Below are 25685 nucleotides of genomic sequence, written 5' to 3'. Positions count from 1 at the left end.
TATTTGAAAAATAAACCATAGCATGTGGATGAAAAAGCATGTTATGGTTAAATCAAGCTCGGCTCAGTTATTGCTATTGAGCCGAACCAAAACTGCATTAAAAATTAAATTCGCGATCAAGGAATAAGCGCGACTGGTATAATAAATTCCCCCAGCGATATGGGATCATTCAATTTATCTTATATGCGCTTAGTAGTGTGTTGTTGCTGCTACAGCAATCCAGTTGGGCACTCTACGAGCCAGTCCCCAAGTCTTACTACGTCCAGCAGAAAAATATCAATCCTGTCGACTTTACTGAAAACAGCACCAGTTATTTGGCAGGGCAATGGCAATTTTATCCGCAGCAATTCATACAAACAGCAACGCCTGCTGCACCCACGCAAACCGTTATATTGCCTATTTCCTTTAAAGAATTGGGTTACCCAAAAAATACCTATGGCACCTTTGTCGGGCATTTTAAAATTCCCTCAGAATTTATTGGTCGCCGTATAGCGATTTGGATTCCAAATCAATACGGGGCTTATCGGATGTACCTGAATGGGGACTTACTGCTCCGGCTCGGGGAGGTGGGCAAAACTGTAGCAACACATCAGACGGAAAATGCTCCACGCTTTGCTTATTTTATTGCCGAGAATGAATATTTTACTGTCACCATGCAGGTGTCGAGTTTTCAAAGTTTACACGGTGGTTTGGAAAATCCTATGCGCATAGGAGTCAGTAAAACCATTAACCGTCAGTTTCAACAATTGATGATGAGTATTGCTGGAGTCTGTGGTGCCGTGATCGGTGTTGGTGTTTTTACCATCCTGTTTGGTTTTTTCCGAGGTGTCAAACATCACCAAAGTCGGGGCTTCTTGGTTTTCGGCGTTTTTATTATCTTTTTAGCCCTGCATAATTTATTTTCTGCCCCCTATGTCTATACCGTATTTACCAATATTGATTGGTTATGGGGCACACGGCTGGAATATATTTTCACCTATCTTTCCGCGTTATTTTTTATTAACTACATGTTTTTACTGAATCGACGCTATTTACATCCCAACATCTTTGCCATCGCAGTTTTTATTCTCAGTCTGAATATTGTGATGACCTGTTTAACACTCCCTGATGTGTTTGAACGGTTAGCATTTTATAGTTTTCTATTTGGTATTGTGGTGGTATTGAATTTTGCCTATGGTTTTTTAATTACCATTAAGCGGCATGAGCCTTATTCGAGCATTAATCTATGGGCAGTGGTGTTGCTGTGCGTTACCTTCTTACATGATTTTTTATTAAGCCTGAACTGGATTGATTCCATAAATTTATCGTTTGCTTCGACCAGTTTTTATGCATTTTTAATTATGTTGCAACAGTCCAAGAGCTTTGCCTACCATTCAGACCGCATTGAAAAATTGAATAATAATTTATTAGAGCTTAACTCTTCTTTAGATCAGAAGGTGAGGGAGCGAACACTGCAATTAAGCGAGCTGAATGCAAAGCTAGAATTACAGGCAAAAATAGATCCTCTAACGGGTGCATTTAATCGGGGCGCATTGAATTCTGAAATCCAGCGTCAATTTGCTGAAACCTCGCAACATCATAATGCTGTATTGGCATTTGCCATGTTAGATGTCGATTATTTTAAAAACTATAATGACTATTATGGTCATCTCAAAGGTGATGAAATCCTGCAACAACTGGTTCAGGTGATTCAAGCTCATCTGCCTGAACATGCCTATTTGGCGCGTTATGGGGGAGAAGAGTTTGCTGTACTGATACGTGATATGCCAGTTGTGGTGATTGAAAAAAGCTTAAATCAGTTGCTACAAGCCATTCGTCATCAGCATTTTGAACACCTCAACCGTGCTGATGCAAAGCAATATGTCACCATGAGTATTGGAGCGGCCTATATGGATCGAAACCATCCATTTCAGGATATACACAAACTGATGAAAGCCGCAGACCAAAATCTGTATCTCGCCAAGAATGCTGGGCGAGATCAGCTTAAAATATGATCGCGACTAATTAATGTGCTATGAGATATTTAATCATCGGAATGGTCTGTTGTTCTGGTAGTGCATAAGTACGAACTTGAAAGCCCTGTTTTTGGTAAAAACTGAGAGCTGTCTGGGTACTTTCAAGCGTGATTTGTTCCAGATTTCTTAGTTTTAAATGGGCAGTTGCACTGTTGAGTAATGCGGTTCCAATGCCCTGATTTTGCATCTCGGGTAAGGTGTAATTCAGTAAGATTTTCCCAATGTCACTGACCATAATAAAGCCGACAATGTGCTGATTGATACTATAAATCCAGCTGTCGTTATAATGCATCCATAACAGTAAATTGGCATGCGTGATTTTTTCCAACCATGCCTGAATTTTACTTTCATCGGATTGATGGTCTGGTACACAGGCACGAATCGCTTCCTGTAAAACATAAAGAATCTCAGGGATATCCTGAATTTTTGCTGCCCTAATCATTGTTTGTTCTTATTTCCTGAAAACAGGCTTATTTCATGTGAATACGCTCAATTACAAAAGTGGCGATTTGTTGCTTTTTATGTATGTTTTGCTATTCGCTTAAACTTTACCCAGCACAATTTATTTGATCTGGGTCACAGATTAGTGAGAACTTAGCCTTCATTAATCTGATTTTTCAAAGAATTATGTTAAAGCAAGCAAGAATTCCGAGTATGATGAAAAAGACTGTAATGCTGAATGTACTCCTAATCGGGAGGGGATATGTTTAAAATTATCGTTTTGTTTGTATTGGGGATGGTGCTGACAGCGGCTTGGCAGATTTTTAAAAAAATGAGAAAGACGCAAAAGTATCGCACTCAATATTTAGCCAAAACACAAACACAGAACCTCATGGTTGATGATCCAGCATTGGATCAGGTAGAGGGGCTGGTCATTGAAATTGAATACTATGAGCAAGTCCTGTTTGATGATGCGGCACAACTGTTTTTTGAGCAAAATATTCATATTCGAGATCTTCAGCGTGCTGAAGAAATTCAACATAATTTACTGAAAAAATTACCAGCAAAAACCTTAACTCAAATTCGTCAACTCGATCTAAATGAATGGTCAATTTATTGGCATTTTTATGATCAGTCTTTGGAGTATTATGTGGGTAAATATGGGGTGTTCTGTAGTCATGTAGATCGTCATGGTGAAGAACATAAGTGCGAAACTACATTAAATCCGCAGGATCGCTAGCCAACCGCGGCACAACATAACAAAGGGCAAGGCTATTCATTCCCTGCGATGTGCTGATTTACTTTGCCTTTTAACAAAAAATTCCCATAATGTGCCATCTCTTTGGGAATGTGACTGATGTCTGGACTGGAAATTTTTGCTGTCATCATTAGCCTCATTGGCGTGGCATTAACGGTTAAGCGCAATATGTGGTGTTGGTGGTTTAATTTTCTCGCCTTCGTTCTGTATGCCTATTTGTTTTATACTTTTAAACTTTATGGCGAAACAATTTTACAGTTTTTCTTTATCGGGCTAAATTTTTACGGCTTCTATCATTGGTTAAAGGGTAAACAGCAAGATCACGAGATTCGGATTGAACCGATTGCCGGTAAAACCGTGTTATGGCAAATGGCATTGGCGGCTTTGGGCGGTTTGCTGTTTGGTTTGAGTCTTCATTTCTGGACCGATGCTGCGGTTCCTTTGCTTGATGCGCAACTCGCTGCATTTAGTTTACTTGCCACCTATTGGACAAGCCGCAAGCATATTGCGACATGGATACTCTGGGTATTTGTCGATATTATTTATGTTGGAATGTTTATTTATAAAGATCTGTTCTTAACTGCGGGGCTGTATGCTGCTTTCGTGGGATTGGCTGCATTCGGCTGGTGGCAATGGATTCAAGTACAAAAGCAACAGCAACACAAACTCACCGAGTCTGCATAGTTTTATAGGGCAATCTTATGCTGATCGATTTTAAGCAAGCCAAATTGCAGCAATTTGATGTTTTGGCGCGAAAAATTGCGCATTCCCCTCAGGATTATCTACAATTTGATTCAGTCGCTGATTTTTATCAGGCGGAGTGGTTATTACAATTTCCGCCAGGCACCACGTGGACTGCGACGGGCTTGGATGACGGGGCAACCGAGTTTTATGCCTTAATTGAATATCAGCATCATTATTTAAAAATCAGCTGTTTAGCAGAAAGCACAGCCATCTTTGGCATTTCTAATCAGCATAATTCAAAATAGGTCAATGACAGTGCCGGCGCAATTGATTTAAATCAGGCACTCAAGTGATGCTGCGCAATCGAGACGATTCAGAGTATGAGCGTGGCATTTCAGTCCAAGCAAAACAAAAATAGAAGGAACCCTCATGGCACACCAGTTTACTGTGAATGCAATTATTCGTGGCGTCTCACTGGCAGACTTTAAACGCCTAGCAGCAGATACCCGCTTACATGAAGAAGTCTGTCGCCGGATTCCTGGCGAAAATTTAGAAATTTTGGAGTCTAAAAAACAAGGGGATCAATACACGTTAAAACGTGCCTACAATTTAGATGTCAATATTCCCGAAATTGCGAAAAAACTATTAAAAGATGCCTTCCGTTTACATCGCACCGATGTGAGTGACCTTGAAGCCATGACCTCAACGGTTGATTTGGGTGCGAACTTACCTTTACATGCCAGTTGTAAGCGTTCTGTGAAAGGTTCAGACCAGCAAATTGAATTCCAGTTAGATTGGACCGTAAATGTGAAGGTGCCTTTAATTGGTGGCATGTTAGAAAAACATGCGGAAGGTGAAATTCGTAAATTCAGTGAAATTGAGTTGACGATTGTTGAAGACGAGTTGAAAAAGAGCTTAAGTATTTAAGTTCCTGCCGAATAAAACACAGGAGATCATCTAGAGATGATCTCCTGCGTTAGATCGGTAGATTAAAATCTATTCAGCTTTGATTTAGCGTTTGAACATCGAAAATGCTTTTTTCAGCGGTAATTTATCTGTTGCAAAACCATAAATGGCAGCAAAAGGCAGTGCAGTTCTGGCCAAATATGCCACACGCCATAAGCCACCATGATTCGCACCATGCATCATAAGCTCCAATGGATGTTCCATCACCGTTTCAGGATTGGCAACAGACTCTGGATTCCGTAAGTCATGAATCCATAACGCTGCCATAATGGCATTGGTGGTTTCAGGATTAAATGCTTCGACATCGAACAAGCTTGCCCCATTAAAAGCCGCTTTTAGCAGTGGATTCTTGGTGACGGAATGTGTCGTGGTTGAAGGGGCAATATTGATACTGACGCGTTGACCTTCATGACGGGCTAATATTGCACGCCACTGTTGAATGCGTTTGGCGAGCGCATAGTTAGGACCTTGTTCTATTACTAAGCAGTCGGCAATGCCATATTCTTGCCCATTGTCTGAAGCAATCAGTTCATGCAGGTTTTGCTGGAAAAAGTGTTTTAACGAAGCTGTTGCGACCCCTTTGGTCAGCACTTTTTGAAGCTGCGAACGGTAGCGGAATTTATCGGCTGATGAGGCAACAACCTCTTTAGGTACAGCATACACATCGGTTGGGGTACACATAAACATTAAGCTGGTATCGGCTTTTTGTTCACTGACCACTTTCATAATGCTGTCCATGGCCATGGCTACACGGACGTGTTTTTCACCATCTAAATAAGCAATCGCAGCTAAATCAAGCTGATGATGGCTTTGTAGTAACCATTGAGCGATTTCAGGGGTTTGCGTGAGTAAGTTCGCCCCCAGTTTGCTACTTAATTCACGGGTTGGGGTATTTTCAGGTACTGGCGTTGCGCTTGGTGCATAGAGGGTCGCATTACCATTTTGTACGGTATTAAGAATTTTTTGCCAAACGCGCTCATTCGGTAAATCGACCGCTACAATATTGGCTTTCCATTGTGATAACCAGGTCAGAGGACCAGCTTCTGAGCCAGCACCAAATAACACCATGGTACGGTCGGATAAATCAAACCACTCTGGATGTGCATTGGCTAGGCGTAAGGCATCGGCATGTGAAGGTTCAATAATGCCGTCATCTTCCCATTTTTGTACTTGAGCCAATAAGCTTTCACCTTTTAGGTTTTGGCCATGGTAAGGAATATACCATTCAGGTTCTGCTTGTCCTTCACCTTGCAATTGCACCGTATGCAACTGTTCCTGTGGAACCTGCATCATGTCTTTTAGTAAATAACGCTGTCCCTTACGGTAAAATTCAAAGCTGTGCTGAGCTTTATGTAGCCCCTGCTTGGCAATGGTAATCGGGTTGTTACAACTACGAATGCCATGTTCGACCAAGGCTTTAAAATATTTTGGATAATTTTTACGCCATTTTTTTTCTTTTAAAGCTTGCTGAGCAGATTGATGGTCTACAATCGATAATGCTTCAGCAATAATTTCCTTGCCTGTACGAGTTGTACTTGGTTTTTGGGTGTCGGGTTGAACAGGGAACTGTAGACCCTCTAAAGAGCTGGACATGCAAAAAATCTCGTCTGATTACAGTATTAATATACAGATGTATTCATTATCTATGCCAAATTGAAGATTGGGGTGGCATTAAATACCAATTTATGTCCGCAGCGTCTAAATTTTAAAAAAGCGAAGTGCGAAACTGGAATATGGGGTAGGGCTTTGAAAATTTTGAGATCGGCATTTAAAGATAAAGGGATAATACTGTCAGTCAGGGCAATCGACTGACAGTCATTAAAAATGGATTGAAATAATAAGATGACTAGCAACGGCCTTTTTTTGCTTGACCTGGTGGGCAGAAATCTCCTCCGCCATGTTCATAGTGCCCCAAGTTACCATTCGGATCGACCACAATACTGCCTTCAGGAGTATGAACAGCACATGCAGTCAGTGCGCTCAAACTGAAACAGGTTGCAACAATCATAAGAAATTTATGCATATATACATTCTCCATCTTGTTCTGATTTGGGTTTATGTCTAGAGAAAACACTTTATTGTTACGATTTATTCTATGTGAAAGAAGCAATGAAATAAAACATTATTTGAACAAGTAGGTTAGGAATGGCGGGTTATTTTGCATAATTCACCATTCCAAAACATTGATCAAAGCGGGTTGAGGCAGTTCTTAAAAGGGAAGTTGAGCGAGCTTATTTAGGAAGTGTGGAATTAAGCGCGGTTCAAGCAAAATAGTGACCACTACGCCATATGCTGCCCCCCAAAGATGCGCACTATGGTTAATATGCGAATTGCCACGTTTACCTGACCAAATGCTATAGGCCACATACAGCACGGCAAAAATAATGGCTGGGACAGGAATAAAGAACACAAAAATGAGTTTCCATGGTTCAAATAGAATATAGGCAAACAAAACTGCCGATACGGCACCTGAAGCCCCGAGGCTTGCCCATTGGAAATCATTTTTATGCTTTAAATAACTTGGCAAGATGGCAACTATAAGTCCACCTAAATAAAACAGGGCAAAACCAAGATCGTAAAAATATTGACGATAAAAACTTTCAATAATGCTGCCAAAGAAAAATAGGGTAATCATATTGAACAGCAGGTGTGCGCCATCCGCATGCACAAAACCATGGGTAATAAAACGGTCATACTGACCTTTTTGCATGGCAGGAGGCCAGAAAATTAAGCGGCTCATGAGCTTTTGATTGGAGAACGCCAAAAGTGAAACCACTACAGTAATGATAATCAGCGCTACAGTATGGTTGAAAGGCAGATTGAGCATAGAGAAAGGTTCAAATTTTCATATTTAAAGCTTAATAATGCCATTAATTGTCTAATTGCACAGAACTTTTAGAATAAATCCGACAATTTTGGTTGATTTTTTTTATTTAAGCCGCATCTTCAGTTAAAATAGCGACTTCAGCTTGAGGAAATATTGTTATGTCGACTGAGAACACCAGCACTGCAGTTGCAGAAGAGATTCCAAACCTATTAATCACACCAAATGCACAAGAGTATTTACGTGATTTATTGGCGAAACAAAATACCCCAGGTATTGGTGTACGTGTTTTTGTAGAGAATCCTGGTACACCTCGTGCTGAATGTTGTATGGCATATAGTGCGCCTGAAGAAGTTATTCCAACAGATTATAAGCAAGACTATCCAGACTTCCCGGCTTATGTAGATGCGCCATCAATTCCATACCTATTAGATGCGGTGATTGATTACAATAAAGACCGTTTTGGTGGTCAGCTGACTTTCCGTGCGCCAAACTCGAAAGTGCCACGTGTTGGACCAGATGCATCTGTGGAAGAGCGTATTACTTATGTCTTGCAATCGGAAATTAATCCTGGTTTGGCTGGGCATGGCGGAAACTGTGCGCTGGTAGAAGTGGTTGAAGATGAAGAGCATGGCTTAACTGCGGTGCTTAAGTTTGGTGGTGGTTGTCAAGGTTGTTCAGCAATCGATGTCACCTTAAAGCAAGGTGTAGAAACCACGCTTAAACAACACGTACCTGAATTACAACGCGTGATTGACCAAACTGACCATAGCCAAGCAGAAGGTGCTTACTTCAAGTAATCTGCACCCTCAAATTAAAAAACCTCCACCTTTGGAGGTTTTTTTATGTCTGTTATAAGCCTATATTCGGATCATGCAATATTATTACCATATGTTAATGATAATTGTTATTAATATTAATTGCATTTATGGTGATGTTTGTTACACTCTGAAACCGAAATCTCATGTTGTTTTCTATCTTCCAACAGTTTTTTGGGGTCATTGAATGAACAGACGTATTGTCCAATCCGCATTAGCACTTTCTATTTTGTCGGTTATGAGTGTGCTCAGTCATGCTGAGAATCTACAAACAGAACAGCACACCACCACAACAGAACAAATGACGACACAAGCTACAGATACGACCCAGCTTGAAAAAATTGTCCTGACGGCTGAAGAACAGGTCAAACAATCTCTAGGAGCCTCAGTAATTACCGCAGAAGATTTGGAAAACCTGCCTGTAGTCAATGACATTTCTGAGTATGTCCGCCGTATGCCTGGGGTGAATTTAACGGGGAATAGTGCAACAGGGCAGCGCGGTAATAACCGTCAAATTGATATTCGTGGCATGGGACCTGAGAACACCTTGATTTTGATTGATGGCAAACCTGTAACTTCAAGAAACTCAGTGCGTTATGGCTGGCGAGGTGAGCGTGATACGCGAGGTGATTCGAACTGGGTACCAGCTGATGCAATTGAATCGATTGAGGTGCTACGTGGTCCAGCTGCAGCCCGCTATGGTTCTGGAGCAATGGGCGGTGTGGTCAATATTAAAACCAAGAAAGTGACCAATGAAGTACATGGTTCGGTTGAACTATTTAGCAATCAGCCTGAAGATTCTAAAGAAGGTGAGTCTGGGCGTGTCAGTGTAAATCTAAGCGGCCCAATTATTAAAGATGTTTTATCCTATCGTTTATATGGGAACTTTAATAAGACTCAACCAGATGCCGTAGATATCAATAAGTTCATTAATAGTACTGCGGCAGGAAGAGAAGGGGTTAAAAATGAGGATGTATCTGCACGTTTGGCTTGGCAAATCACAGACAGTCAAACCCTTACATTGGATGCTGCTTCCAGCCGTCAGGGGAATCTCTACTCAGGTGATTCTCAACTGAATGCGGATGCCGAAGCGAATGCTATTTTGTCAGCCTTATATGGCAGTGAAACCAATACAATGTACCGCGAAAGCTATTCATTAATGCATGATGGTGAATGGGATTGGGGTAATAATAAATTAATCTTTCAATACGATAAAACGAAGAACAAGCGTTTATTGGAAGGCTTAGGTGGCAGCACCGAAGGGCGGATTAATACGGAAACCGATAAGTCGACTTCAACCTTAGATACTTTCCGTATAAATGGTGAAGTGAATATTCCGTTTGAGGTTTACATTCCTCAGAATTTAACCATAGGTGCTGAATGGATTGAAGATGATTTTACCGACGAAGCCAATACCAGCGTGGGTTCAACAGGAAGTTCAGCAGGTTTAGATGCGATTGCACCCAAAAATCGTAGTGATATGAGTTCACGAATTGCATCCGTATATGCAGAAGACAATTTAAAAATTACCGATTCGACAGACCTAGTACTTGGTTTACGCTTTGATGATCATGATAAATCAGGATCAAATTGGAGCCCAAGTCTAAACATAACGCAAAAATTAGGGGATTATTTCACGGTTAAAGGTGGAATTGCGAAAGCTTATAAAGCCCCCAATATGTATCAAAATGCAGAAGGGTATTTGTTATCGACTAATGGTAATGGTTGTCCAGCGACTATTCAAAACCGTTGTTTGCTTCAAGGTAATGCAGATTTAAATCCTGAAACATCAATCAACAAAGAATTGGGGATCCAATTCGCCAAAGATAATGTTAATGCGAGTTTCGCATGGTTCCGTAATGATTATAAAGACAAGATTGCGGCAGGAACTGAAATTATTACCACAGCTACAACGACTTCAGGAACGACTTGGAATGTCTTGCGTTGGGAGAATATTCCTGAAGCTTTGGTTCAGGGCTTTGAAGGCAGTATCGGTCTAGAGTGGGATAATATCAGTTGGACCAATAACTTTACTTATATGATGGATTCAGAAGATAAATCCACAGGTAACCCACTTTCTCTTGTACCTAACTATACGATTAACTCAATTTTTGGCTACGACATTACCGATCAATTGGATGTGAATTTTGTTTATACCCAGTACGGTCGTCAAAAGTCTCGTCAATATGCTCAAAATCGCATTGAAGCAGGTGTGGGTTCGGGGGGGACAGATGATGCATTGCAACCTAGTGTCGTGAAAAGTTATGGCATTGCAGGTATTAATCTAGGCTATAAATTTACTGACAATTTGAGTACGCGTATAGGGGTGAGTAATTTATTTGATGAACAGAAATTAAGAGATAGTGAGTCGACCAGTCAGACTTATAACGAACCGGGTCGTGCCTATTATGCATCCTTAAAATATTCGTTCTAAGCTGAGCAGTTATGCAGAAAGATGCGCTTAGGCATCTTTCTGCTGTAAAATTTCTAAGGTATTACTTGAGTAATAAAACGTTTCTAAATAATGACGTGCCCGCTGCTGTAAATAATCCGATTGCAGCATGTGCTGAATCACAGGTTCGAGTAACTGCTGTAATTGGTTTTGAATCAGCGCTTCATCAATATTTAAATCACGTAATAACACATCAAAACTTCGATCTTGATTACGTGCGTACCATGCTGAAATTCCGTCTTTGACTTGCTGTTCTAAGTAGGTGGTCTGGCGCAAATGATCCCAAATTTCATGCCCTAAACCGACCGTTTGCGGCAGATCATCAACTTCAATATAATTTTTTAAAACATTTAAAGGTAAGTCTTTAATTTTGTGCCATAAGTTGGCTTGGAAATGGTACAGCTTCTCGTCATTAAAATGATGATTTAACACTTGTTCACTCATTTGACTGAGCTTTTGTATATTTTTCTGTAAATAGTGCTGAATGGCCTGATCAAGATTGGAGTCGGTGACACTTTCCAACACAGACTTGCCCATTTTCATAAAGCGTGACACCCCAGGTACATGTTTCACCATGACGGAGTTGTCTAGGTAGTCCTGAATGGCATGTTGAATCAATTGGGTAATCATGGCAGAAAAAGCAGGATTATTGACCACGGTATGAATCAGGCGCTGACGATGTCCACTTTTACTGGCCACATATTGAGCAATTTTATCGACGGTGAGTACAGGGATGGCATCTGCAATTTTGGTGTGGTCATTGGCTGGATGCACCAGTGTAAAACGAATATGTTCTGCAATCTGTTCAATTAAAAAATCGCTGGCACGGGTGTTTAAGACCTGTTGTTGAATCAGTTGATGAATCTGTTCAACTGTCCAAAGTTGTTTTAAATTTTGCTTTCTAAACCAATGATAAAATTCGACAAACTCATTTTGAATTGTTTTTGACTGAGAGAATTCATCATTTAAAAATTGAATATGAGCCTCAATCAGTTGCTCAATCATGGGGTGTTTTTGCATACAAGCTCAAATTCAGTGGAGAGGAATCAGTTGATCAGCCAGTGGATTTTTCAGATTTTGGGTTTTCGCAAGAAACGGTAAGTAATAATTCGCAACTTGCTTATCTGCTTCCAATAACGGCATATGACCAACATTGTTAAGGATGACAGGAGCCTCGGCTCGTTTCAATAATGATTTTAATTCATCTGCCACTTCAACATTAAAAATTTTGTCCTGTTTGCCCCATAAAATGAGAGTGGGGGCTTCAACATTTCGAGTAATTCGGGCAAATGTTTCAGGTGTATAAATTCGGTTTAAGGTAGAAATTTGTTCAATCACCAGATTATTTTTGCCTGATTGAGCAATCAGTAGCTGTTCTTTTGCCCGTTGCAGTTCTGGGGAAAGCTTGGGTGGATTTTGCATGATTTCATGGCGCATATCATCATAATCCCCCGGTTTAGCCACAATAATATGCTTTAAAAAATTGGGATCTTTGCTGTAAGGGGTATTGGCTTTCTTATAAATGCCCGCACTGTTTAAAAGAAACAGACTTTGCGTATCAAAAGGGTATTGCGCTGCATATAAAGTCGCAATCGAGCCGCCTAAGGAATGTCCTGCAATATTAAGTTTTTTTTCTATATCGATGGCTTCAGCAAATTGTCTGAGACTTGAGGTAACATTGGGAACCGCGATGTCAAAATTCGCAGGGATTTTGGTCTCACCATAAACAGGTAAGTCAGGCACTACCACATGATAATTGGGGGTTAAATAAGCCGCTACGCGATTCCAGTTGTCCCGATTACTGGCAAGACCATGCAGCAAGAGCACCGTGGGCTTTTGCGGAGAACCGCCTTCATTATAACTCCAAACAACATCCCCGACTTTGAGGGTTTTACTTTTTAAGCCGCTGCTTTCACGTTCGTGTTGCAAGTAGTTTTGTAGAGTAATTTGTTCAGGGGTGGGTGGTTGAGTTTTGGCTGAGGCGAGATTGGGCAAGGACACGGTAATTAGGATTCCCATTGCTGTAACAAAATGAGAAAAATATTTACTAGTTTGTGTCATTGACTTAAATCCTTCTGATCAAAATAAACTGCTTTAAAATCCGTTTTAGAAGCAGTTAAATGGGCTGAAATGGTATCAAATTTTATCTTCAGCTTGATGGTGAACTATTTTAAATACAATAGTTAGAATGTCACGCATAAGTTTATTGAAGTAGTTTTTATTCAGACTGAATAGTGTGATGCTGTTCAATCTAGTGATGGTGATCATATGAACTTTTTTGCCAATTTATAAATTCCAAAACACTATCCTTTTTTGCAAGTGACTTTCATTTTAGCTGGGATTAGAATAGTGAAAATTCAAATCATGGTGGAAAAAAGCATGCTAACGGCTCAAGAAGCATTAGACCGTCTTAAAAAAGGAAACCAACGTTTTGTCTCTGGGGAAACGACCCACCCTAAACAATTGACGCACCAAGAACGTGCTCAAATGGCAGAAGATCAAAACCCGTTTGCGATTGTACTCGGCTGTTCAGATTCACGTGTCCCTGCCGAAATGGTCTTTGATCAAGGTTTAGGTGATTTGTTTGTCATCCGTGTTGCAGGCAATGTGGTTGCACCTTCACAAGTCGGTAGTGTGGAATTTGCTGCTGAACGTTACGACTGTGCAGTGGTTGTGGTATTGGGACATAGTCACTGTGGCGCGATTAAAGCCACGATTGATACTTTGATGAATCCAGACAGTCCACCATCGAATAACTTAATGTCCATTGTGAACCGTGTGCGTCCATCCGTTGAAACCTTGATGCAAACTGAATTGAAAAATGATTTGGACAAGCTTTCAACGCATGCAGTACGTTCTAATGTTTTTGCTTCTGTGAATCAATTACGTCATGGCTCAGCCGTGTTAGAACAATTAATTGCTAAAGGTAAAATGATTGTAGTGGGTGCAGAATACTCACTTGAAACCGGTGAAGTGATTTTTTTTGACTTCTAAGTTTTACCGACTTAGAACATAACATCATGATTAAAGGCGCTTTATAAAGCGCCTTTAATGTATGGATAAGCCAGATTTAATAATTTCGGTTGCGCTTGGGCATTGGGGTGAATTAAATCTTTTTGCATCAGGTTTTTCTCTCCTGCAATCCCTTCTAAAAAGAACGGCAGCAATTTTACTTGATAGCGCTGACTGATCACCGTGTAATTTTGCTCAAATGCTTTGCTATAGGCTGTTCCATAATTGGGTGGAATTTTCATGCCAAACACTACAACTTTGGCTTGCGCCTTTTGGCTTTGCTCAACCAAACGTGCCAGATTCTGTTGAATCATTTGTGGGGGTTGTCCGCGTAAACCATCATTTCCACCCAGTTCGATCACCACAACATTTGGCTTATATGTTGCTAGCAATTTAGGCAAACGTGCCAGTGCACCACTGGTGGTTTCACCACTTACACTTGCATTGACCACTTGATGTTGTTTCGGATACTGTTGCTCCAATCGTTTTTGTAATAACGATACCCATCCTTGTTGGGGCTGTAAGCCATAACCTGCACTGATGCTATCTCCCAAGATCATAATGGTTTTGGCAGAAGCCATTATGGGGCTAACACAGCACAGCACAGCGGTAACCCATGAACAAATGAATACTTTAAAACGAAATTGATGCATATAAACTGACGAAAACCTGAGCAAAACAGAAGAAGGATTCATGATGCCACAAGCCGTTATCTCTGCCCAGAATTTGACACAAAAAATACAACTTGCCGACAAGAACCTTGTGATTTTCGAAAATTTGAATCTTGAGATTATGGAGGGGGAGCAAGTTGCCATTACTGGGCGTTCAGGTTCAGGAAAATCCACTTTATTGGGTATTTTAGCTACGCTGGATCAGGCCAGCAGTGGACAGTTAAAAGTTTGTGGCGCAGAAATTCCCCGTTTAGATGAAGAACAACGGGCACAGATTCGCTTGCAACATATTGGGTTTGTCTTTCAATCCTTTCAATTATTGCCGCATTTAAGTGCCTTGGAAAATGTGATGTTGCCGTTACGTTTGCATGCAGATTTCAACTATGCCGAGGCAGAACAACGAGCTTTACAGCTCCTGAAAAAAGTTGGATTGGAGCGGCAGGCCACGCAAACTCCCAAAGTTCTCTCTGGTGGAGAGCAGCAACGTGTGGCGATTGCCCGAGCTTTGATCAGTCAGCCCAAAATCATTTTTGCGGATGAACCCACAGGTAATTTGGACAGTCAAACGGCTAAAGAGATTGAGCAATTACTCTTCAGCTTAAATCGGGAGTTGGGCACGACGCTGGTGTTGGTGACCCATGATTTACAACTCGCCCAACAATGCCAGCGGCATGTCTATTTGTTAGATGGTCAATTACATGAGTCTGCACAGGATGGAGAGTAACTATGAGTACGTTATTCCGTCCATTATTGCAGCAGAGCCTGAAAAGCACAGGTATGTACTTGCTGATTATTGCACTGGTTTTGGCAATTAGTGTCACCACGGCACTAAAATTTAGTAATGAACAGATTCAAAATGCAGTCACCTTACAAGCGGCCGAACTGTTAGCGGCTGATCTGGTTTTGTCCGATCAGACTGCGCTTGAGCCGCATTGGAAAACACAAGCCAATGCACTGAATTTGAAGCAGTCTGAAGTGACCGTGTTTAACTCCATGGCACACACCCAAGATCAATTTGTCATGGTTAATGTCAAAGCGATTGATGCGCAATTTCCACTGCGGGGGCAGTTACAGTTGCTGCCTGAGTTGCGGCGCCCGATACAACGTGGTGAGGTTTGGTTGAGTCCGCGGGTCATGGATTTGTTAAAGGTAAAATTGGGCGACCAGATTCAAATTGCCGATGCCACATTTAAGGTGACAGCTCAAATTAAGCATGATTCCAATCAGGAGTTGGGTTTTTCAGGGTTTTCACCAACAGTGATGATTGCTCAGCAAGATATTGCCCGTACCCATGCCATTCAAGTTGGCAGCCGTATTGACTATCGCTTATTAATGGCAGGCGATCCTCCGCAGATTCGTCAGTTTCAGCGCTTATTTACGCAGCAACAATCGATAAAAAATGCTAAGCATGAAGTTGATGACAGTAGCGGGTTAAAACTGCGTACCGCGACTGAAGGAAATACACGCTTGATGCGTCCGATTGAAAATCTGGACACTTTTTTACAGCTCGCCAATATTTTGACCATTTTACTGTGTGGTATTGCCATAGCGCTGACCAGTCAACGTTATGTTCAGCAAAATCAAGACTATATTGCTTTACTGCGTTGTATGGGAGCATCTAAGGCACAAATTTTAAAGGTCTATGCATATTTACTGTTATTAATGTTGGGCATCGCGATTGCTATAGGATTGGTCACGGGGATTGCCATAGGTTATGGACTTTTACAGTTAATGCTGCAATTGATTCCAAACTTACAGGTGCAATTTTCGGCCTGGGCTATGCTCACAGGGCCTTTACCGATTGCAGTGCTGACCAGTGCCGTGGTTCTAGTAGGTTTTATTCTGCCTAATTTATGGCAGCTGATGTCTACACCGCCTATTCGGGTAATTCGTCAACAAACACAAACGCTGTCTACTTTATTCTGGACACTCATCACAGGTATGTTCAGTCTATTTATTTTTAGCGCCATTTTAACTGAAAATCTGCGGCTAAGCAGTTTGGTGATTGGGGGTATTATTGTCCTATCTGCTGTATTGTATGCCGTGGTTTGGTTCATTCTGAAAGGATTAAAACAATTAAAAATAGGCGTTTCAGCTTACGTTAAAGTACCTTATCAAACTGCTTTTCAGATTACCGCCTTAGCCTTGGGCTTGAGTCTAATTACTGTATTGGCGGTTTTAAGAAGTGATTTATTGGAACGCTGGCAACAACAGTTACCGCAGGGGACACCCAATCAGTTTGTATATGGTTTGCCACCATTCGATTTAGCGCAGTTTAAACAGCAACTACAACGACATGGTTGGCAAAGTACCCCGTTGTATCCGAATATCCGTGGTAGATTGGTGGCGAAAAATGAACAGCCATTTTCGGAACAACTGGTGCAGCAAAATAATTCGCTGCGTCGCGAATTAAATTTGACCCAAAGCAATGTTTTACCAGCGGATAATCAGATTTTACAAGGGCAAGCTCAGTTTGCTCAGGCTGGTGAAGTATCCGTTGAGGCCAAAACGGCTGCCGAGTTGGGAATTCTGGTTGGAGACCGTTTAACCTTTAGTTTGCCTGAAGGCTTACTGCAAGCCAAAGTGGTGAACTTGAGAACCGTGGAATGGGAGAGTTTTAGCCCCAATTTCTTCTTTATTTTTTCACCCGAAACCTTAGATGAAAATGCAGGCAGTTATCTGGGGAGTTTTTACGTGCCCGAACAGGATAAGCCACAACTGATCCAGTTAATTCAGCAGTTCAGTAATACTGTTTTCATTGATGTGGGGCTTATTCTGGATGAGATTAAGCGCTTAATGAATGTATTGATTCGGGTGGTGACCATTTTAGCGTTATTGGTTAGCGTCGCAGGAATATTGGTGTTAATTGCCTGTTTAAACTTACTGTTAGATGAGCGTAAGCGAGAAGTGGCTTTGTTGCGTTCATTTGGTAGTTCTAAGCAAAAACTGAAACGAATGCTGATGTTGGAGATTGGCTTTATGGGGCTGGTAGCAGGTCTCGTTGCATGTGTTTTTGCCGAATTTATCAGCGCTATTGCCAGTGCAAAAATGAACTTGATGATTCAGCTGCACTGGGAAATCTGGTTGATCCTGCCTATGAGCATGATGCTGTTATGTGCCTTGATTGGACGCTATCGATTAAGTTATCTCTGCGATATTCCGCCTTTACAAAGTCTTAGAGAGATGAATCAGTCTTAGGATTCATCTCTAGCGGATTTAAAAGTGATAATGCTGCCGCATGGCTTGCAACAATTCTGTCCAAAGTGGATCAATCAATTGGAGTTGTTGCAGGCAGTATTGATAGAGCAACCAGCAGCTGGCCACCGCAATCACACTTCCGAAGAGGGTACTCAAGAAAGGCTTGTGCCATTTTTGGCATAGATACCAAATGCCTGCCAGTACTGCGCCCATCAGCATACCCCCCACATGCGCGGCATTATTAATTCCTGATATGGTGAAGCCAATGATCAAGTTAATGCCCATGACCATGATTAAGGTCTTTTTATCTAAGATAAAACGCTGTTGCGGTAAAATAGGAAACAATGAGAGTAAGGTTAAAGCACCGCCTAAACCCATGACAGCACCTGAAGCACCAGCGCTAACATGAGGCAATAAGTCAGGATCAATGGCATGGTTTGAGAGCATGCTGATGGTCTCATGTATGGACAAATAACCACTGAATAAGCTCCCCATCAGTCCCGCTGCCACATACAACATCAGAAAATAAAACCGACCAAATAATTGTTCAGCAACGCTGCCAAAAATGTACAAAGCCCACATGTTCAACATTAAGTGCACCATGCCAAAATGAAAAAACATGCTACTGAACAGTCGGATGGGTTCCTCTAAAAAGGTTAAAGGTGCATAATCAGCTCCCCAGCGTATTGCATCTGGTAGGCTTGGATGGCTCGCATCTACGCCAGAAAAAATTTGCCAGAGAAATAAACCCACATTGATTGCAATGAACAGTGCAGTGAGCCACCAATCCTGCATATTCAGTTTGTTTGGAACCCAAGGTGGTGTTGAATGAGACATGTTATGGTTTGACTTTCACTCTATGTTTGCATAAAGCTTAGCATGAAAGAATGAGAATATTTGGAGCAACATACTGACATGAAAGCCTTTTTTGTTCGAACTTTGTTAGTCATTGTCAGTTTTTTTCTACTTGTACAGTTATGGATATTCAGTAGTTTGGTTTGGTGGCGTACCCATCCGGTCGAAACTACCATGTTTATGCGCTTAGATTACTGGGCTGAACCCTCTCAAGCTATTCAGCACAAATGGCGTGATTATGATGAGATTAGTGACTACGTGAAACGTGCTGTCGTCGCATCGGAAGATGGTAAATTCATGCATCACCATGGTTTTGACTGGGAAGGTATGCAATATGCTTTAGAGCGCAATCAAGATAAAGGCAAAGTCGTGGCAGGTGGTTCTACCATTTCACAGCAATTGGCAAAAAACTTATTTTTATACAACAAGCGTTCTTTTATTCGTAAAGGACAAGAAGCCATTGCAACGTGGATGATGGAACGTATGTGGTCGAAACAGCGTATTCTTGAAGTCTATTTAAACTCAGTCGAATTCGGGGACAATATCTATGGCGTGGAAGCGGCAACGCAGCATTATTTTGGAAAAAGTGCGCGCAGTTTAAGCCGTGATCAGGCTGCATTTTTAGCCGCGATATTACCAAATCCTAAATATTATCAAGACCATCAAAATGATCGCCGTATTCAAATTCGTAAAAAAATGATTCGTAAATATATGCGATATAGTCAAATTCCCTAAACGCTCAACTCAACGTGTAAAAGCTCAAATTATTTTGGGCTTTTTTTATGAAAATGTCACAAAATTGAAGCATACTTATGGCTATACACATTTCGTCTTAAAATCATGGGTTGATTATGAATACGGCGGCGCAGACTCCATTAGAGCCAGTAGAATATACTTATAATGATCGATTTATTAATCGTGAACTTTCCATTTTAGATTTCCATTTACGCGTGCTTGAACAAGCTGTAGATCCTCTGCATCCATTATTAGAACGCATGAATTTCTTGCTGATTTTTTCGCGCAATTTAGATGAGTTTTTTGAAATTCGCGTTGCGGGAATGATGGAGCAGCTAGATTTAGGCAATGAAAGTCACACCCCTGATGGTCTCACGCCAAAACAAGTTTTAGATCAAATTTCACAAACTGCCCATGCTGCAATTGAACGCCAATACCGTATTTTAAATGAAGAAATTTTGACGAAATTACGTGAGGAAGATATCTGTTTCTTACGTCGTGGGGAATTAACACCGGCACAATCATCTTGGGTCAAAAAATACTTCCAAGAACAGGTTGCCCCTGTACTCACCCCGATCAGCTTAGACCCAGCCCATCCATTCCCGCGTTTAGTCAATAAAAGTTTGAACTTTATTGTGACCTTGGAAGGTAAGGATGCTTTTGGACGTCAAATTGATCTGGCGGTTGTGCCTGCACCGCGTTCATTGCCGCGGGTGGTTCGGTTACCCGATGAATTGACGGGTGGCAAAGAACATCATGTCATGCTCTCGGCTATTATCCATGAGCATGTTTCTGATTTGTTCCCAGGTATGACGGCTACTGGCTGCTATCAATTCCGTGTCACGCGTAATGCCGATTTGGCCTTGAATGAAGATGTGGAAGACTTGGCCAAAGCCTTGAAAGGGGAGTTAAATTCGCGACGCTTTGGACGTGCTGTACGTTTAGAGGTTACGGAAAACTGTCCAAAACATATTTATGATTACTTGCTGAATGAATTTGATTTGGATGAAGAGCAGCTCTATAAGGTTGATGGCCCTGTTAATCTAGCGCGCTTACTGTCTAATTTTAAACGTCCGCATTTGCGTTATGACACGCATACGCCTGTCATTCCCAAAGTCTTGAAAAAATCTGAAAATATTTTTTCTGCGATGCAAAAACAGGACATCTTATTACATCATCCGTATGAATCTTTTGCGCCAGTCATTAACTTGCTCAGAGAAGCAGCACGTGATCCGCAAGTCTTGGCCATTAAGCAAACCTTATATCGTAGCGGTGCAGACTCTGAAATTGTGCAGGTACTGGCAGAAGCCGCACGAAATGGTAAAGAAGTCACTGCGGTGATTGAGCTTCGTGCGCGTTTTGACGAAGAATCCAATATCGCCGTGGCGAACGTACTGCAAGAAGCGGGTGCTGTGGTGGTGTATGGTATTGTTGGTTACAAGACCCATGCCAAAATGATTTTGGTAGTGCGCCGTGAAAATAACAAACTGGTGCGTTATGTCCATTTAGGCACAGGAAATTACCATGCAGGTAATGCGCGTATTTATACCGACTATGGTTTGCTGACGACTGACAAAGAACTTTGTGAAGATGTGCATCGCATATTCCAAGAGCTGACGGGTATGGGCAAAATGGCAAAATTGAAAAAATTATTGCATGCGCCTTTTACCTTACATGCACAATTAATCAATTTCATCGACGATGAAATTGCCAATGCCAAGGCAGGTAAGCCTGCTCAGATTATTGTCAAAGTAAACGCCTTAACTGAATTGCAGTTAATCAATAAACTGTATGAAGCCTCGCAGGCTGGGGTACAAATTGACTTAATCATCCGTTCGATTTGCTGTTTACGTCCAGGTTTACCGGGCTTGTCGGAAAATATTCGAGTGCGTTCGGTTGTCGGGCGTTTCCTTGAACATACGCGTGTTTATTACTTTAGTAATAATGGTAATCCACATGTGTACTGTTCAAGTGCGGACTGGATGGATCGTAATTTATTCAATCGGGTAGAAGCCTGCTTCCCGATAGAAGATCCTGCTTTGAAAAAACGTATTTATCAGCAGGGCTTATTGAATTATTTAAAAGACAATCAACAGGCGTGGTTACTGCAAGGTGATGGTTCTTGGCTGCGTGCACAGGTTGCTGAAGGGCAGGAGCCGCATAATGCACAACGAACCTTGTTGGAATGGATTAAATAACTGACAGGAAAAAGAGCCTTAATCGGCTCTTTTTTTTTATGCTTTAATTATGGTTCAAATGACGATAAATCGATTTAATTCGCCCTTCAATACTGTACAGCGGCATGCTGAGCTGATGGGCAATTTCACGGGTATTTTTTTGTTCGGCAAGTAAGGTCAGGATTTCAAATTCCAAATCTGAAAATTGCACGGGAGCATCTCTAAACTGAATGAAATGGCGCGTGAAACCTTGGGTTTGGGCATTTAAAATATATTGTGCCAGTTCTGCATCCAAGCTTGCTCCCCCCCTCAAGATGGTACGAATTTGCTGTAATGCTTCGCGATCCGTTTGTTCAATAAAAAAATAGCCTTGAGCACCAGACTGGATACCACGGAAAAGCTGTTCGGTCTGTCCTTTTGAGGCCAAAAGAATAATGACCACGTACGGGTGAAAAGATTTCAGCGAACGGATTAAATCATGTAATGGCGCTTGGCTAAAATTTAGGTCAATCAACACAATATTGGGTAAATGTAGGCGATAAATTTCTAGTGCATCATCTAAATAGGGGGTAGAGTGAATCAGTTGCGCAGGATAACCCAACTCCATCAATAATATTTTAATGTGAAGGTCTAAGCTTATTTCTTCTGAAAGAATTAAGACAGGTGCTGGGAGTAAAAGCTCATTCACAATGTTGTTGTCCTAGACGTGAGCATCCAATTTATCTTTTGACTGTGTTCCAAATGCTGAAAATGTTCTATACCTGTAAACTGGGATTTTAAACAATTAGAAGTTAGTGTAAGTGTTTGTTGAATAAAAATTAAATGAAAACGGTTTTAATTTTGTTGTTAATTTTAGGCAATTTGTAGAGATTATTTTTTTGTGCAGAAGCTTTCTCCAAAAGTTTGAGCGGTAACTATTACAGTAAATCTTTACGGAGTTCACGGGCACTGGGTATAGAGGTATAACGAAACACGGTATATCCCGCTTCTGTCAGCATGGCATCACGTTGACGATCTTCATCTTCTTTACCAATATGGCTTGGGTCATCAAGTTCCACAATTGCAATCACTTTCATTTCACGATTCAGCACGACGAAATCAGTGACTTTTCGATTAAATTGTTGACGAATTTTGAAATGGTGACTGGTAATTAAGGCACTAAAAGCCACTTGTGCCAAGATATGATGATCAGGTAATGCTTCATTCAAACGGATAAACATTTTCTGTTCAAACGCGGTAATAATCGGCTTTTGATAAAATTGCTGACGCTTCCAAAACCAATGCTGAAACAGCATCAGCAGCAACACAAAACTTGCTAGACAGCCAATAATAAAAAACAACGTTTGAATGGATGTAAACACAGATTGAATCCAATAAAAAACCCACTACATAGTGAGTGGGTTTTTAGAATCTTGGCTCTCCAACCTGGGCTCGAACCAGGGACCTGCGGATTAACAGTCCGTCGCTCTACCGACTGAGCTATTGGAGAATCTGGAACGCATTTTAGGGGGCTAAGCCAATGTGGTCAAGTAAAAAGTGAAAAAAACAGGGATTTTGTATTAAGTGCTTCAAAAACAAACAAAGCGTTTATTTAATCGACTGAATCGCTTCAATATAACGGGCTTGGCTTGCTAGGGGATTGGCCTGACGACATTGATTGATCAACTGCATCAGTTGTTGTTGAGTCATATTCGCATGTAGCTGAGTTTGTATTGATTTTAAAACTTCAGGATTTTTTCCCGATAAATCTCGGCTACATTGGTATAAACGTTCATACATTAGTGTGGATGCCGATTTATTATTCTCTGATTTTTGAGTGCATTGAAAAACTGCAAAGATCACCACCACAACGATGACCCAAAAGATTAAAGATTTTAACCAAGGCGTATTCATTATAAGCTGCCTAATTTTTATTCTTTCTTAAGATAATCAAAATAGTTGAACAATTCAATCTAGGCAAAAGAGGGGGAAAAGGCGGGAGCTTTGCTGAGTAAAAAGCAATAAAAAACCCACGTCATTATGCGTGGGTTTTTTAGAATCTTGGCTCTCCCACCTGGGCTCGAACCAGGGACCTGCGGATTAACAGTCCGTCGCTCTACCGACTGAGCTATGGGAGAATAGTAGATTGGCTCTCCAACCTGGGCTCGAACCAGGGACCTGCGGATTAACAGTCCGTCGCTCTACCGACTGAGCTATTGGAGAATCTGATGCGCATTTTAGGCATGAAAACCAAAGTCGTCAACACGTTCTTGCAGATAATTGTATTATTTGATTTATTATTATTCAGATAATCCATAAAAATAAAAAAATCACCCATAAAGGGTGATTTTTTATGCAGAAAAATAAAAATTATTTTTCAACACCAGCCGCTTGACCCGCATATTTCGCATTTGCATAGTCCCAGTTCACTAGGCTTTCTAAGAAAGTCGAGATATATTTTGGACGTGCATTGCGGAAATCGATGTAGTAAGCGTGTTCCCAAACGTCAATTGTTAATACTGCAACTTTACCGTGAGCAAGTGGAGTATCTGCATTTGAAGTTTTCATGATTGAAAGCGCGCCATTTACTTCGTCAGCCACTAACCAAGCCCAGCCAGAACCGAACTGAGTGGTAGCTGCAGCAGCGAATTCTTCAGCAAATTTTTCGTAAGAACCGAAAGTTTCATCAATTTTCGCTGCTAATGCGCCAGTCGCTTTACCGCCACCGTTTTTCGCCATACAGTTCCAGTAGAACGTGTGGTTCCAAACTTGTGCTGCGTTATTGAAAACACCCGCTTTAGATGCATCACCAGCAGAAGCTTTGATGATTTCTTCTAAAGTTTTACCTTCAAGGTCTGTACCCTTGATCAAGTTGTTTAAGTTAACAACATAAGTATTGTGATGTTTGTCGTGGTGGTATTCTAAAGTTTCTTTGCTGATATGAGGAGCAAGATCTTCATAACCATATGGAAGTGCTGGTAAAGTGATCGTTGTCATGATTTCAATTCCTTGCTTTTGCTGGGTTTTGACATTAAGTGGCACTATTGTAAAGGATTCGAGGTTGAATTTGCGCAATACTTTTAAATAACAATACAGAATAAAGCTCGAATTTATACGTATATAAAAAATACTGTAAACCCGATCACGTTGCTTTAAATCCATACTTTGAGTATGGAAAATCAACCCCATCCAAAATTAAATCGGATTGTTTAATTCGAAATAACTATACTCAAGATTAAACTGTTCTGAAATAGCTTTGCCTAAACGTTGTACACCATAACGTTCAGTCGCGTGATGTCCGCAGGCATAGTAATGTACATCCAGTTCTTTGGCTTCGTAATAAGTTCGTTCACTGACTTCACCTGAAATGTAGGCATCACAATTTTGTTCAGCGGCTTTGCTGATAAAGTCTTGAGCAGCACCCGTGCAGAATCCGACTTTTTGAATGGTTTTTTTATCTGCAGGTAAATGAATGGTTTGAAAACCTAAGCGTTCTGTAAGAAAATTTTTTAAATCTTCAGGAGTAAGTGCTTGTTTTAAATAGCCAATATTACCAATCGGATGACGTTCTGATGCATCTAAAGCTTCAAAAATTTCCAGTTCTAAAAGATCTGCAATAGCCGCATTGTTACCTAGCATCGGATGCGAATCTAACGGTAAGTGATAAGCCACTAAAGAAATATCATGTTGGATAAGGGTTTTAATACGTTTACCGCGCATCCCTGTAATCGGGTAGGCTTCTCCTTTCCAAAAATAGCCATGATGAACCAAGAGGAGATCCGCTTGTTGTGCAACGGCTGCATCAATCGCTTCTTGAGAGGCGGTGACAGCACAGACAATTTTTTTGACCTCAGATTTCCCTTCAATTTGCAAACCATTCGGTGCATAGTCTTTAAATTCGTGGGTTTTTAATGTGTCATTGCACCATTGAATAATTTCTTGTAGAGCGGCCATAAAAATCTCTTAAGTTGCGAATTAATATCATCAAAACATATTTTCAATTGTAACTAAAGCATCACAAAACTCTTGCATCAATTTTGTGTATCTAACTGTATTTGCCTTTACAATAAGCAGAAATTCTTCGTCATTAAGAAATTAAAA

25 protein-coding genes and 3 tRNA genes are annotated in these 25685 nt (G+C 41.0%); 12 read left to right on the top strand and 16 right to left on the bottom strand.

The features are described 5' to 3' along the window. The first annotated feature begins 206 nt into the window (after positions 1-206). Positions 207-1994 carry a sensor domain-containing diguanylate cyclase gene (locus ACX17N_RS01330; protein WP_458891112.1) on the top strand — a complete coding sequence of 596 codons (1788 nt, stop codon included), beginning with the start codon at positions 207-209 and terminating at the stop codon, positions 1992-1994. 10 nt (positions 1995-2004) lie between these two features. On the opposite strand, the gene ACX17N_RS01325 is transcribed toward ACX17N_RS01330, so the two are convergent. Then, on the bottom strand, positions 2005-2457 hold the full coding sequence (locus tag ACX17N_RS01325; RefSeq protein WP_458890788.1) for a GNAT family N-acetyltransferase: 453 nt from the start codon (positions 2455-2457) through the stop codon (positions 2005-2007). A 261-nt stretch (positions 2458-2718) separates the two neighbouring features. Between ACX17N_RS01325 and ACX17N_RS01320 the strand changes: the two genes are divergently transcribed. The 4 genes from ACX17N_RS01320 to ACX17N_RS01305 all read left to right on the top strand — a co-directional run bounded on the left by ACX17N_RS01320 (position 2719) and on the right by ACX17N_RS01305 (position 4824). Beyond that, positions 2719-3195: a hypothetical protein gene (locus ACX17N_RS01320; RefSeq protein WP_458890787.1), complete on the top strand. Its 477-nt coding sequence runs from the start codon at positions 2719-2721 to the stop codon at positions 3193-3195. A gap of 117 nt (positions 3196-3312) precedes the next feature. After that, positions 3313-3897, top strand: a complete 585-nt coding sequence (gene pnuC / locus ACX17N_RS01315; RefSeq protein WP_458890786.1) for a nicotinamide riboside transporter PnuC — start codon at positions 3313-3315, stop codon at positions 3895-3897. Positions 3898-3914: 17 nt separating this feature from the next. Next, positions 3915-4202, top strand: coding sequence for a hypothetical protein (locus tag ACX17N_RS01310; RefSeq protein ID WP_458890785.1), 288 nt, complete (start codon positions 3915-3917; stop codon positions 4200-4202). A 124-nt stretch (positions 4203-4326) separates the two neighbouring features. Continuing rightward, on the top strand, positions 4327-4824 hold the full coding sequence (locus tag ACX17N_RS01305) for a DUF2505 family protein (protein WP_458890784.1): 498 nt from the start codon (positions 4327-4329) through the stop codon (positions 4822-4824). Between the two features lie 84 nt (positions 4825-4908). On the opposite strand, the gene ACX17N_RS01300 is transcribed toward ACX17N_RS01305, so the two are convergent. The 3 genes from ACX17N_RS01300 to ACX17N_RS01290 form a co-directional block, all read right to left on the bottom strand. After that, entirely contained in the window at positions 4909-6456 is a 1548-nt protein-coding gene (locus ACX17N_RS01300) for a hypothetical protein (protein WP_458890783.1), read from the bottom strand. Positions 6457-6709: 253 nt separating this feature from the next. Continuing rightward, complete coding sequence (locus ACX17N_RS01295) at positions 6710-6886, bottom strand: hypothetical protein (protein WP_458890782.1); 177 nt, start codon at positions 6884-6886, stop codon at positions 6710-6712. A gap of 186 nt (positions 6887-7072) precedes the next feature. Continuing rightward, positions 7073-7690, bottom strand: a complete 618-nt coding sequence (locus ACX17N_RS01290; RefSeq protein ID WP_458890781.1) for a rhomboid family intramembrane serine protease — start codon at positions 7688-7690, stop codon at positions 7073-7075. Positions 7691-7848: 158 nt separating this feature from the next. Here ACX17N_RS01290 and nfuA point away from each other — a divergent pair, with 158 nt between their 5' ends. Further along, complete coding sequence (gene nfuA / locus ACX17N_RS01285; RefSeq protein ID WP_458890780.1) at positions 7849-8487, top strand: Fe-S biogenesis protein NfuA; 639 nt, start codon at positions 7849-7851, stop codon at positions 8485-8487. 205 nt (positions 8488-8692) lie between these two features. Continuing rightward, positions 8693-10939 carry a FepA family TonB-dependent siderophore receptor gene (locus ACX17N_RS01280; RefSeq protein WP_458890779.1) on the top strand — a complete coding sequence of 749 codons (2247 nt, stop codon included), beginning with the start codon at positions 8693-8695 and terminating at the stop codon, positions 10937-10939. A 27-nt stretch (positions 10940-10966) separates the two neighbouring features. Here the strand turns inward: ACX17N_RS01280 and ACX17N_RS01275 are convergent, their stop codons facing one another. Together ACX17N_RS01275 and ACX17N_RS01270 are read right to left on the bottom strand one after the other, a co-directional pair. Further along, positions 10967-11977, bottom strand: coding sequence for a hypothetical protein (locus tag ACX17N_RS01275; RefSeq protein WP_458890778.1), 1011 nt, complete (start codon positions 11975-11977; stop codon positions 10967-10969). A 12-nt stretch (positions 11978-11989) separates the two neighbouring features. Then, the gene (locus tag ACX17N_RS01270) at positions 11990-13018 is read right to left on the bottom strand and encodes an alpha/beta fold hydrolase (protein WP_458890777.1); all 1029 of its coding nucleotides are present in this window, start codon (positions 13016-13018) and stop codon (positions 11990-11992) included. A 318-nt stretch (positions 13019-13336) separates the two neighbouring features. Between ACX17N_RS01270 and ACX17N_RS01265 the strand changes: the two genes are divergently transcribed. Continuing rightward, positions 13337-13951 carry a carbonic anhydrase gene (locus ACX17N_RS01265; RefSeq protein WP_458891111.1) on the top strand — a complete coding sequence of 205 codons (615 nt, stop codon included), beginning with the start codon at positions 13337-13339 and terminating at the stop codon, positions 13949-13951. Between the two features lie 41 nt (positions 13952-13992). Here ACX17N_RS01265 and ACX17N_RS01260 read toward each other — a convergent pair whose 3' ends face one another. Further along, positions 13993-14622: an arylesterase gene (locus ACX17N_RS01260; protein ID WP_458890776.1), complete on the bottom strand. Its 630-nt coding sequence runs from the start codon at positions 14620-14622 to the stop codon at positions 13993-13995. Positions 14623-14662: 40 nt separating this feature from the next. Here ACX17N_RS01260 and ACX17N_RS01255 point away from each other — a divergent pair, with 40 nt between their 5' ends. Both ACX17N_RS01255 and ACX17N_RS01250 read left to right on the top strand, forming a co-directional pair. Next, complete coding sequence (locus ACX17N_RS01255) at positions 14663-15364, top strand: ABC transporter ATP-binding protein (protein WP_458890775.1); 702 nt, start codon at positions 14663-14665, stop codon at positions 15362-15364. Between the two features lie 2 nt (positions 15365-15366). Then, positions 15367-17838 carry an ABC transporter permease gene (locus ACX17N_RS01250; protein ID WP_458890774.1) on the top strand — a complete coding sequence of 824 codons (2472 nt, stop codon included), beginning with the start codon at positions 15367-15369 and terminating at the stop codon, positions 17836-17838. 18 nt (positions 17839-17856) lie between these two features. Here the strand turns inward: ACX17N_RS01250 and ACX17N_RS01245 are convergent, their stop codons facing one another. Further along, positions 17857-18675 (bottom strand): rhomboid family intramembrane serine protease, encoded by an 819-nt coding sequence (locus tag ACX17N_RS01245; protein WP_458890773.1) that lies wholly within the window; start codon positions 18673-18675, stop codon positions 17857-17859. A gap of 78 nt (positions 18676-18753) precedes the next feature. On the opposite strand from ACX17N_RS01245, the gene mtgA reads away from it, so the two are divergent. Both mtgA and ppk1 read left to right on the top strand, forming a co-directional pair. Next, positions 18754-19428, top strand: coding sequence for a monofunctional biosynthetic peptidoglycan transglycosylase (gene mtgA / locus ACX17N_RS01240; RefSeq protein ID WP_458891110.1), 675 nt, complete (start codon positions 18754-18756; stop codon positions 19426-19428). 116 nt (positions 19429-19544) lie between these two features. Next, entirely contained in the window at positions 19545-21626 is a 2082-nt protein-coding gene (gene ppk1, locus ACX17N_RS01235) for a polyphosphate kinase 1 (RefSeq protein WP_458890771.1), read from the top strand. A gap of 43 nt (positions 21627-21669) precedes the next feature. Here ppk1 and ACX17N_RS01230 read toward each other — a convergent pair whose 3' ends face one another. The 8 genes from ACX17N_RS01230 to ACX17N_RS01195 form a co-directional block, all read right to left on the bottom strand. Further along, complete coding sequence (locus tag ACX17N_RS01230) at positions 21670-22293, bottom strand: hypothetical protein (protein WP_458890770.1); 624 nt, start codon at positions 22291-22293, stop codon at positions 21670-21672. A gap of 229 nt (positions 22294-22522) precedes the next feature. Continuing rightward, positions 22523-22966, bottom strand: coding sequence for a DUF2726 domain-containing protein (locus tag ACX17N_RS01225; RefSeq protein ID WP_458890769.1), 444 nt, complete (start codon positions 22964-22966; stop codon positions 22523-22525). A gap of 52 nt (positions 22967-23018) precedes the next feature. Beyond that, positions 23019-23094, bottom strand: a tRNA-Asn gene (locus ACX17N_RS01220). Positions 23095-23192: 98 nt separating this feature from the next. Next, the gene (locus ACX17N_RS01215) at positions 23193-23498 is read right to left on the bottom strand and encodes a hypothetical protein (RefSeq protein ID WP_458890768.1); all 306 of its coding nucleotides are present in this window, start codon (positions 23496-23498) and stop codon (positions 23193-23195) included. A 148-nt stretch (positions 23499-23646) separates the two neighbouring features. After that, a tRNA-Asn gene (locus ACX17N_RS01210) sits at positions 23647-23722 on the bottom strand. Between the two features lie 9 nt (positions 23723-23731). After that, positions 23732-23807, bottom strand: a tRNA-Asn gene (locus ACX17N_RS01205). A gap of 147 nt (positions 23808-23954) precedes the next feature. Then, complete coding sequence (locus ACX17N_RS01200; protein ID WP_458890767.1) at positions 23955-24581, bottom strand: superoxide dismutase; 627 nt, start codon at positions 24579-24581, stop codon at positions 23955-23957. Positions 24582-24779: 198 nt separating this feature from the next. Next, positions 24780-25538 carry a Nif3-like dinuclear metal center hexameric protein gene (locus tag ACX17N_RS01195; RefSeq protein WP_458890766.1) on the bottom strand — a complete coding sequence of 253 codons (759 nt, stop codon included), beginning with the start codon at positions 25536-25538 and terminating at the stop codon, positions 24780-24782. Positions 25539-25685 lie beyond the last annotated feature (147 nt).

It is taken from the genome of Acinetobacter sp. GXMZU3951, from assembly GCF_054457875.1.
This window is presented reverse-complemented; position numbering and strand designations above follow the sequence as displayed.

Bases quoted from the DNA above. Each gene is read 5' to 3' on its own strand.
- ACX17N_RS01325 (WP_458890788.1), bottom strand. From the start codon at position 2,457: ATGATTAGGGCAGCAAAAATTCAGGATATCCCTGAGATTCTTTATGTT.
- ACX17N_RS01320 (WP_458890787.1), top strand. From the start codon at position 2,719: ATGTTTAAAATTATCGTTTTGTTTGTATTGGGGATGGTGCTGACAGCG.
- pnuC (WP_458890786.1), top strand. From the start codon at position 3,313: ATGTCTGGACTGGAAATTTTTGCTGTCATCATTAGCCTCATTGGCGTG.
- ACX17N_RS01310 (WP_458890785.1), top strand. From the start codon at position 3,915: ATGCTGATCGATTTTAAGCAAGCCAAATTGCAGCAATTTGATGTTTTG.
- ACX17N_RS01305 (WP_458890784.1), top strand. From the start codon at position 4,327: ATGGCACACCAGTTTACTGTGAATGCAATTATTCGTGGCGTCTCACTG.
- ACX17N_RS01300 (WP_458890783.1), bottom strand. From the start codon at position 6,456: ATGTCCAGCTCTTTAGAGGGTCTACAGTTCCCTGTTCAACCCGACACC.
- ACX17N_RS01295 (WP_458890782.1), bottom strand. From the start codon at position 6,886: ATGCATAAATTTCTTATGATTGTTGCAACCTGTTTCAGTTTGAGCGCA.
- ACX17N_RS01290 (WP_458890781.1), bottom strand. From the start codon at position 7,690: ATGCTCAATCTGCCTTTCAACCATACTGTAGCGCTGATTATCATTACT.
- nfuA (WP_458890780.1), top strand. From the start codon at position 7,849: ATGTCGACTGAGAACACCAGCACTGCAGTTGCAGAAGAGATTCCAAAC.
- ACX17N_RS01280 (WP_458890779.1), top strand. From the start codon at position 8,693: ATGAACAGACGTATTGTCCAATCCGCATTAGCACTTTCTATTTTGTCG.
- ACX17N_RS01275 (WP_458890778.1), bottom strand. From the start codon at position 11,977: ATGCAAAAACACCCCATGATTGAGCAACTGATTGAGGCTCATATTCAA.
- ACX17N_RS01270 (WP_458890777.1), bottom strand. From the start codon at position 13,018: ATGACACAAACTAGTAAATATTTTTCTCATTTTGTTACAGCAATGGGA.
- ACX17N_RS01265 (WP_458891111.1), top strand. From the start codon at position 13,337: ATGCTAACGGCTCAAGAAGCATTAGACCGTCTTAAAAAAGGAAACCAA.
- ACX17N_RS01260 (WP_458890776.1), bottom strand. From the start codon at position 14,622: ATGCATCAATTTCGTTTTAAAGTATTCATTTGTTCATGGGTTACCGCT.
- ACX17N_RS01255 (WP_458890775.1), top strand. From the start codon at position 14,663: ATGATGCCACAAGCCGTTATCTCTGCCCAGAATTTGACACAAAAAATA.
- ACX17N_RS01250 (WP_458890774.1), top strand. From the start codon at position 15,367: ATGAGTACGTTATTCCGTCCATTATTGCAGCAGAGCCTGAAAAGCACA.
- ACX17N_RS01245 (WP_458890773.1), bottom strand. From the start codon at position 18,675: ATGTCTCATTCAACACCACCTTGGGTTCCAAACAAACTGAATATGCAG.
- mtgA (WP_458891110.1), top strand. From the start codon at position 18,754: ATGAAAGCCTTTTTTGTTCGAACTTTGTTAGTCATTGTCAGTTTTTTT.
- ppk1 (WP_458890771.1), top strand. From the start codon at position 19,545: ATGAATACGGCGGCGCAGACTCCATTAGAGCCAGTAGAATATACTTAT.
- ACX17N_RS01215 (WP_458890768.1), bottom strand. From the start codon at position 23,498: ATGAATACGCCTTGGTTAAAATCTTTAATCTTTTGGGTCATCGTTGTG.
- ACX17N_RS01200 (WP_458890767.1), bottom strand. From the start codon at position 24,581: ATGACAACGATCACTTTACCAGCACTTCCATATGGTTATGAAGATCTT.
- ACX17N_RS01195 (WP_458890766.1), bottom strand. From the start codon at position 25,538: ATGGCCGCTCTACAAGAAATTATTCAATGGTGCAATGACACATTAAAA.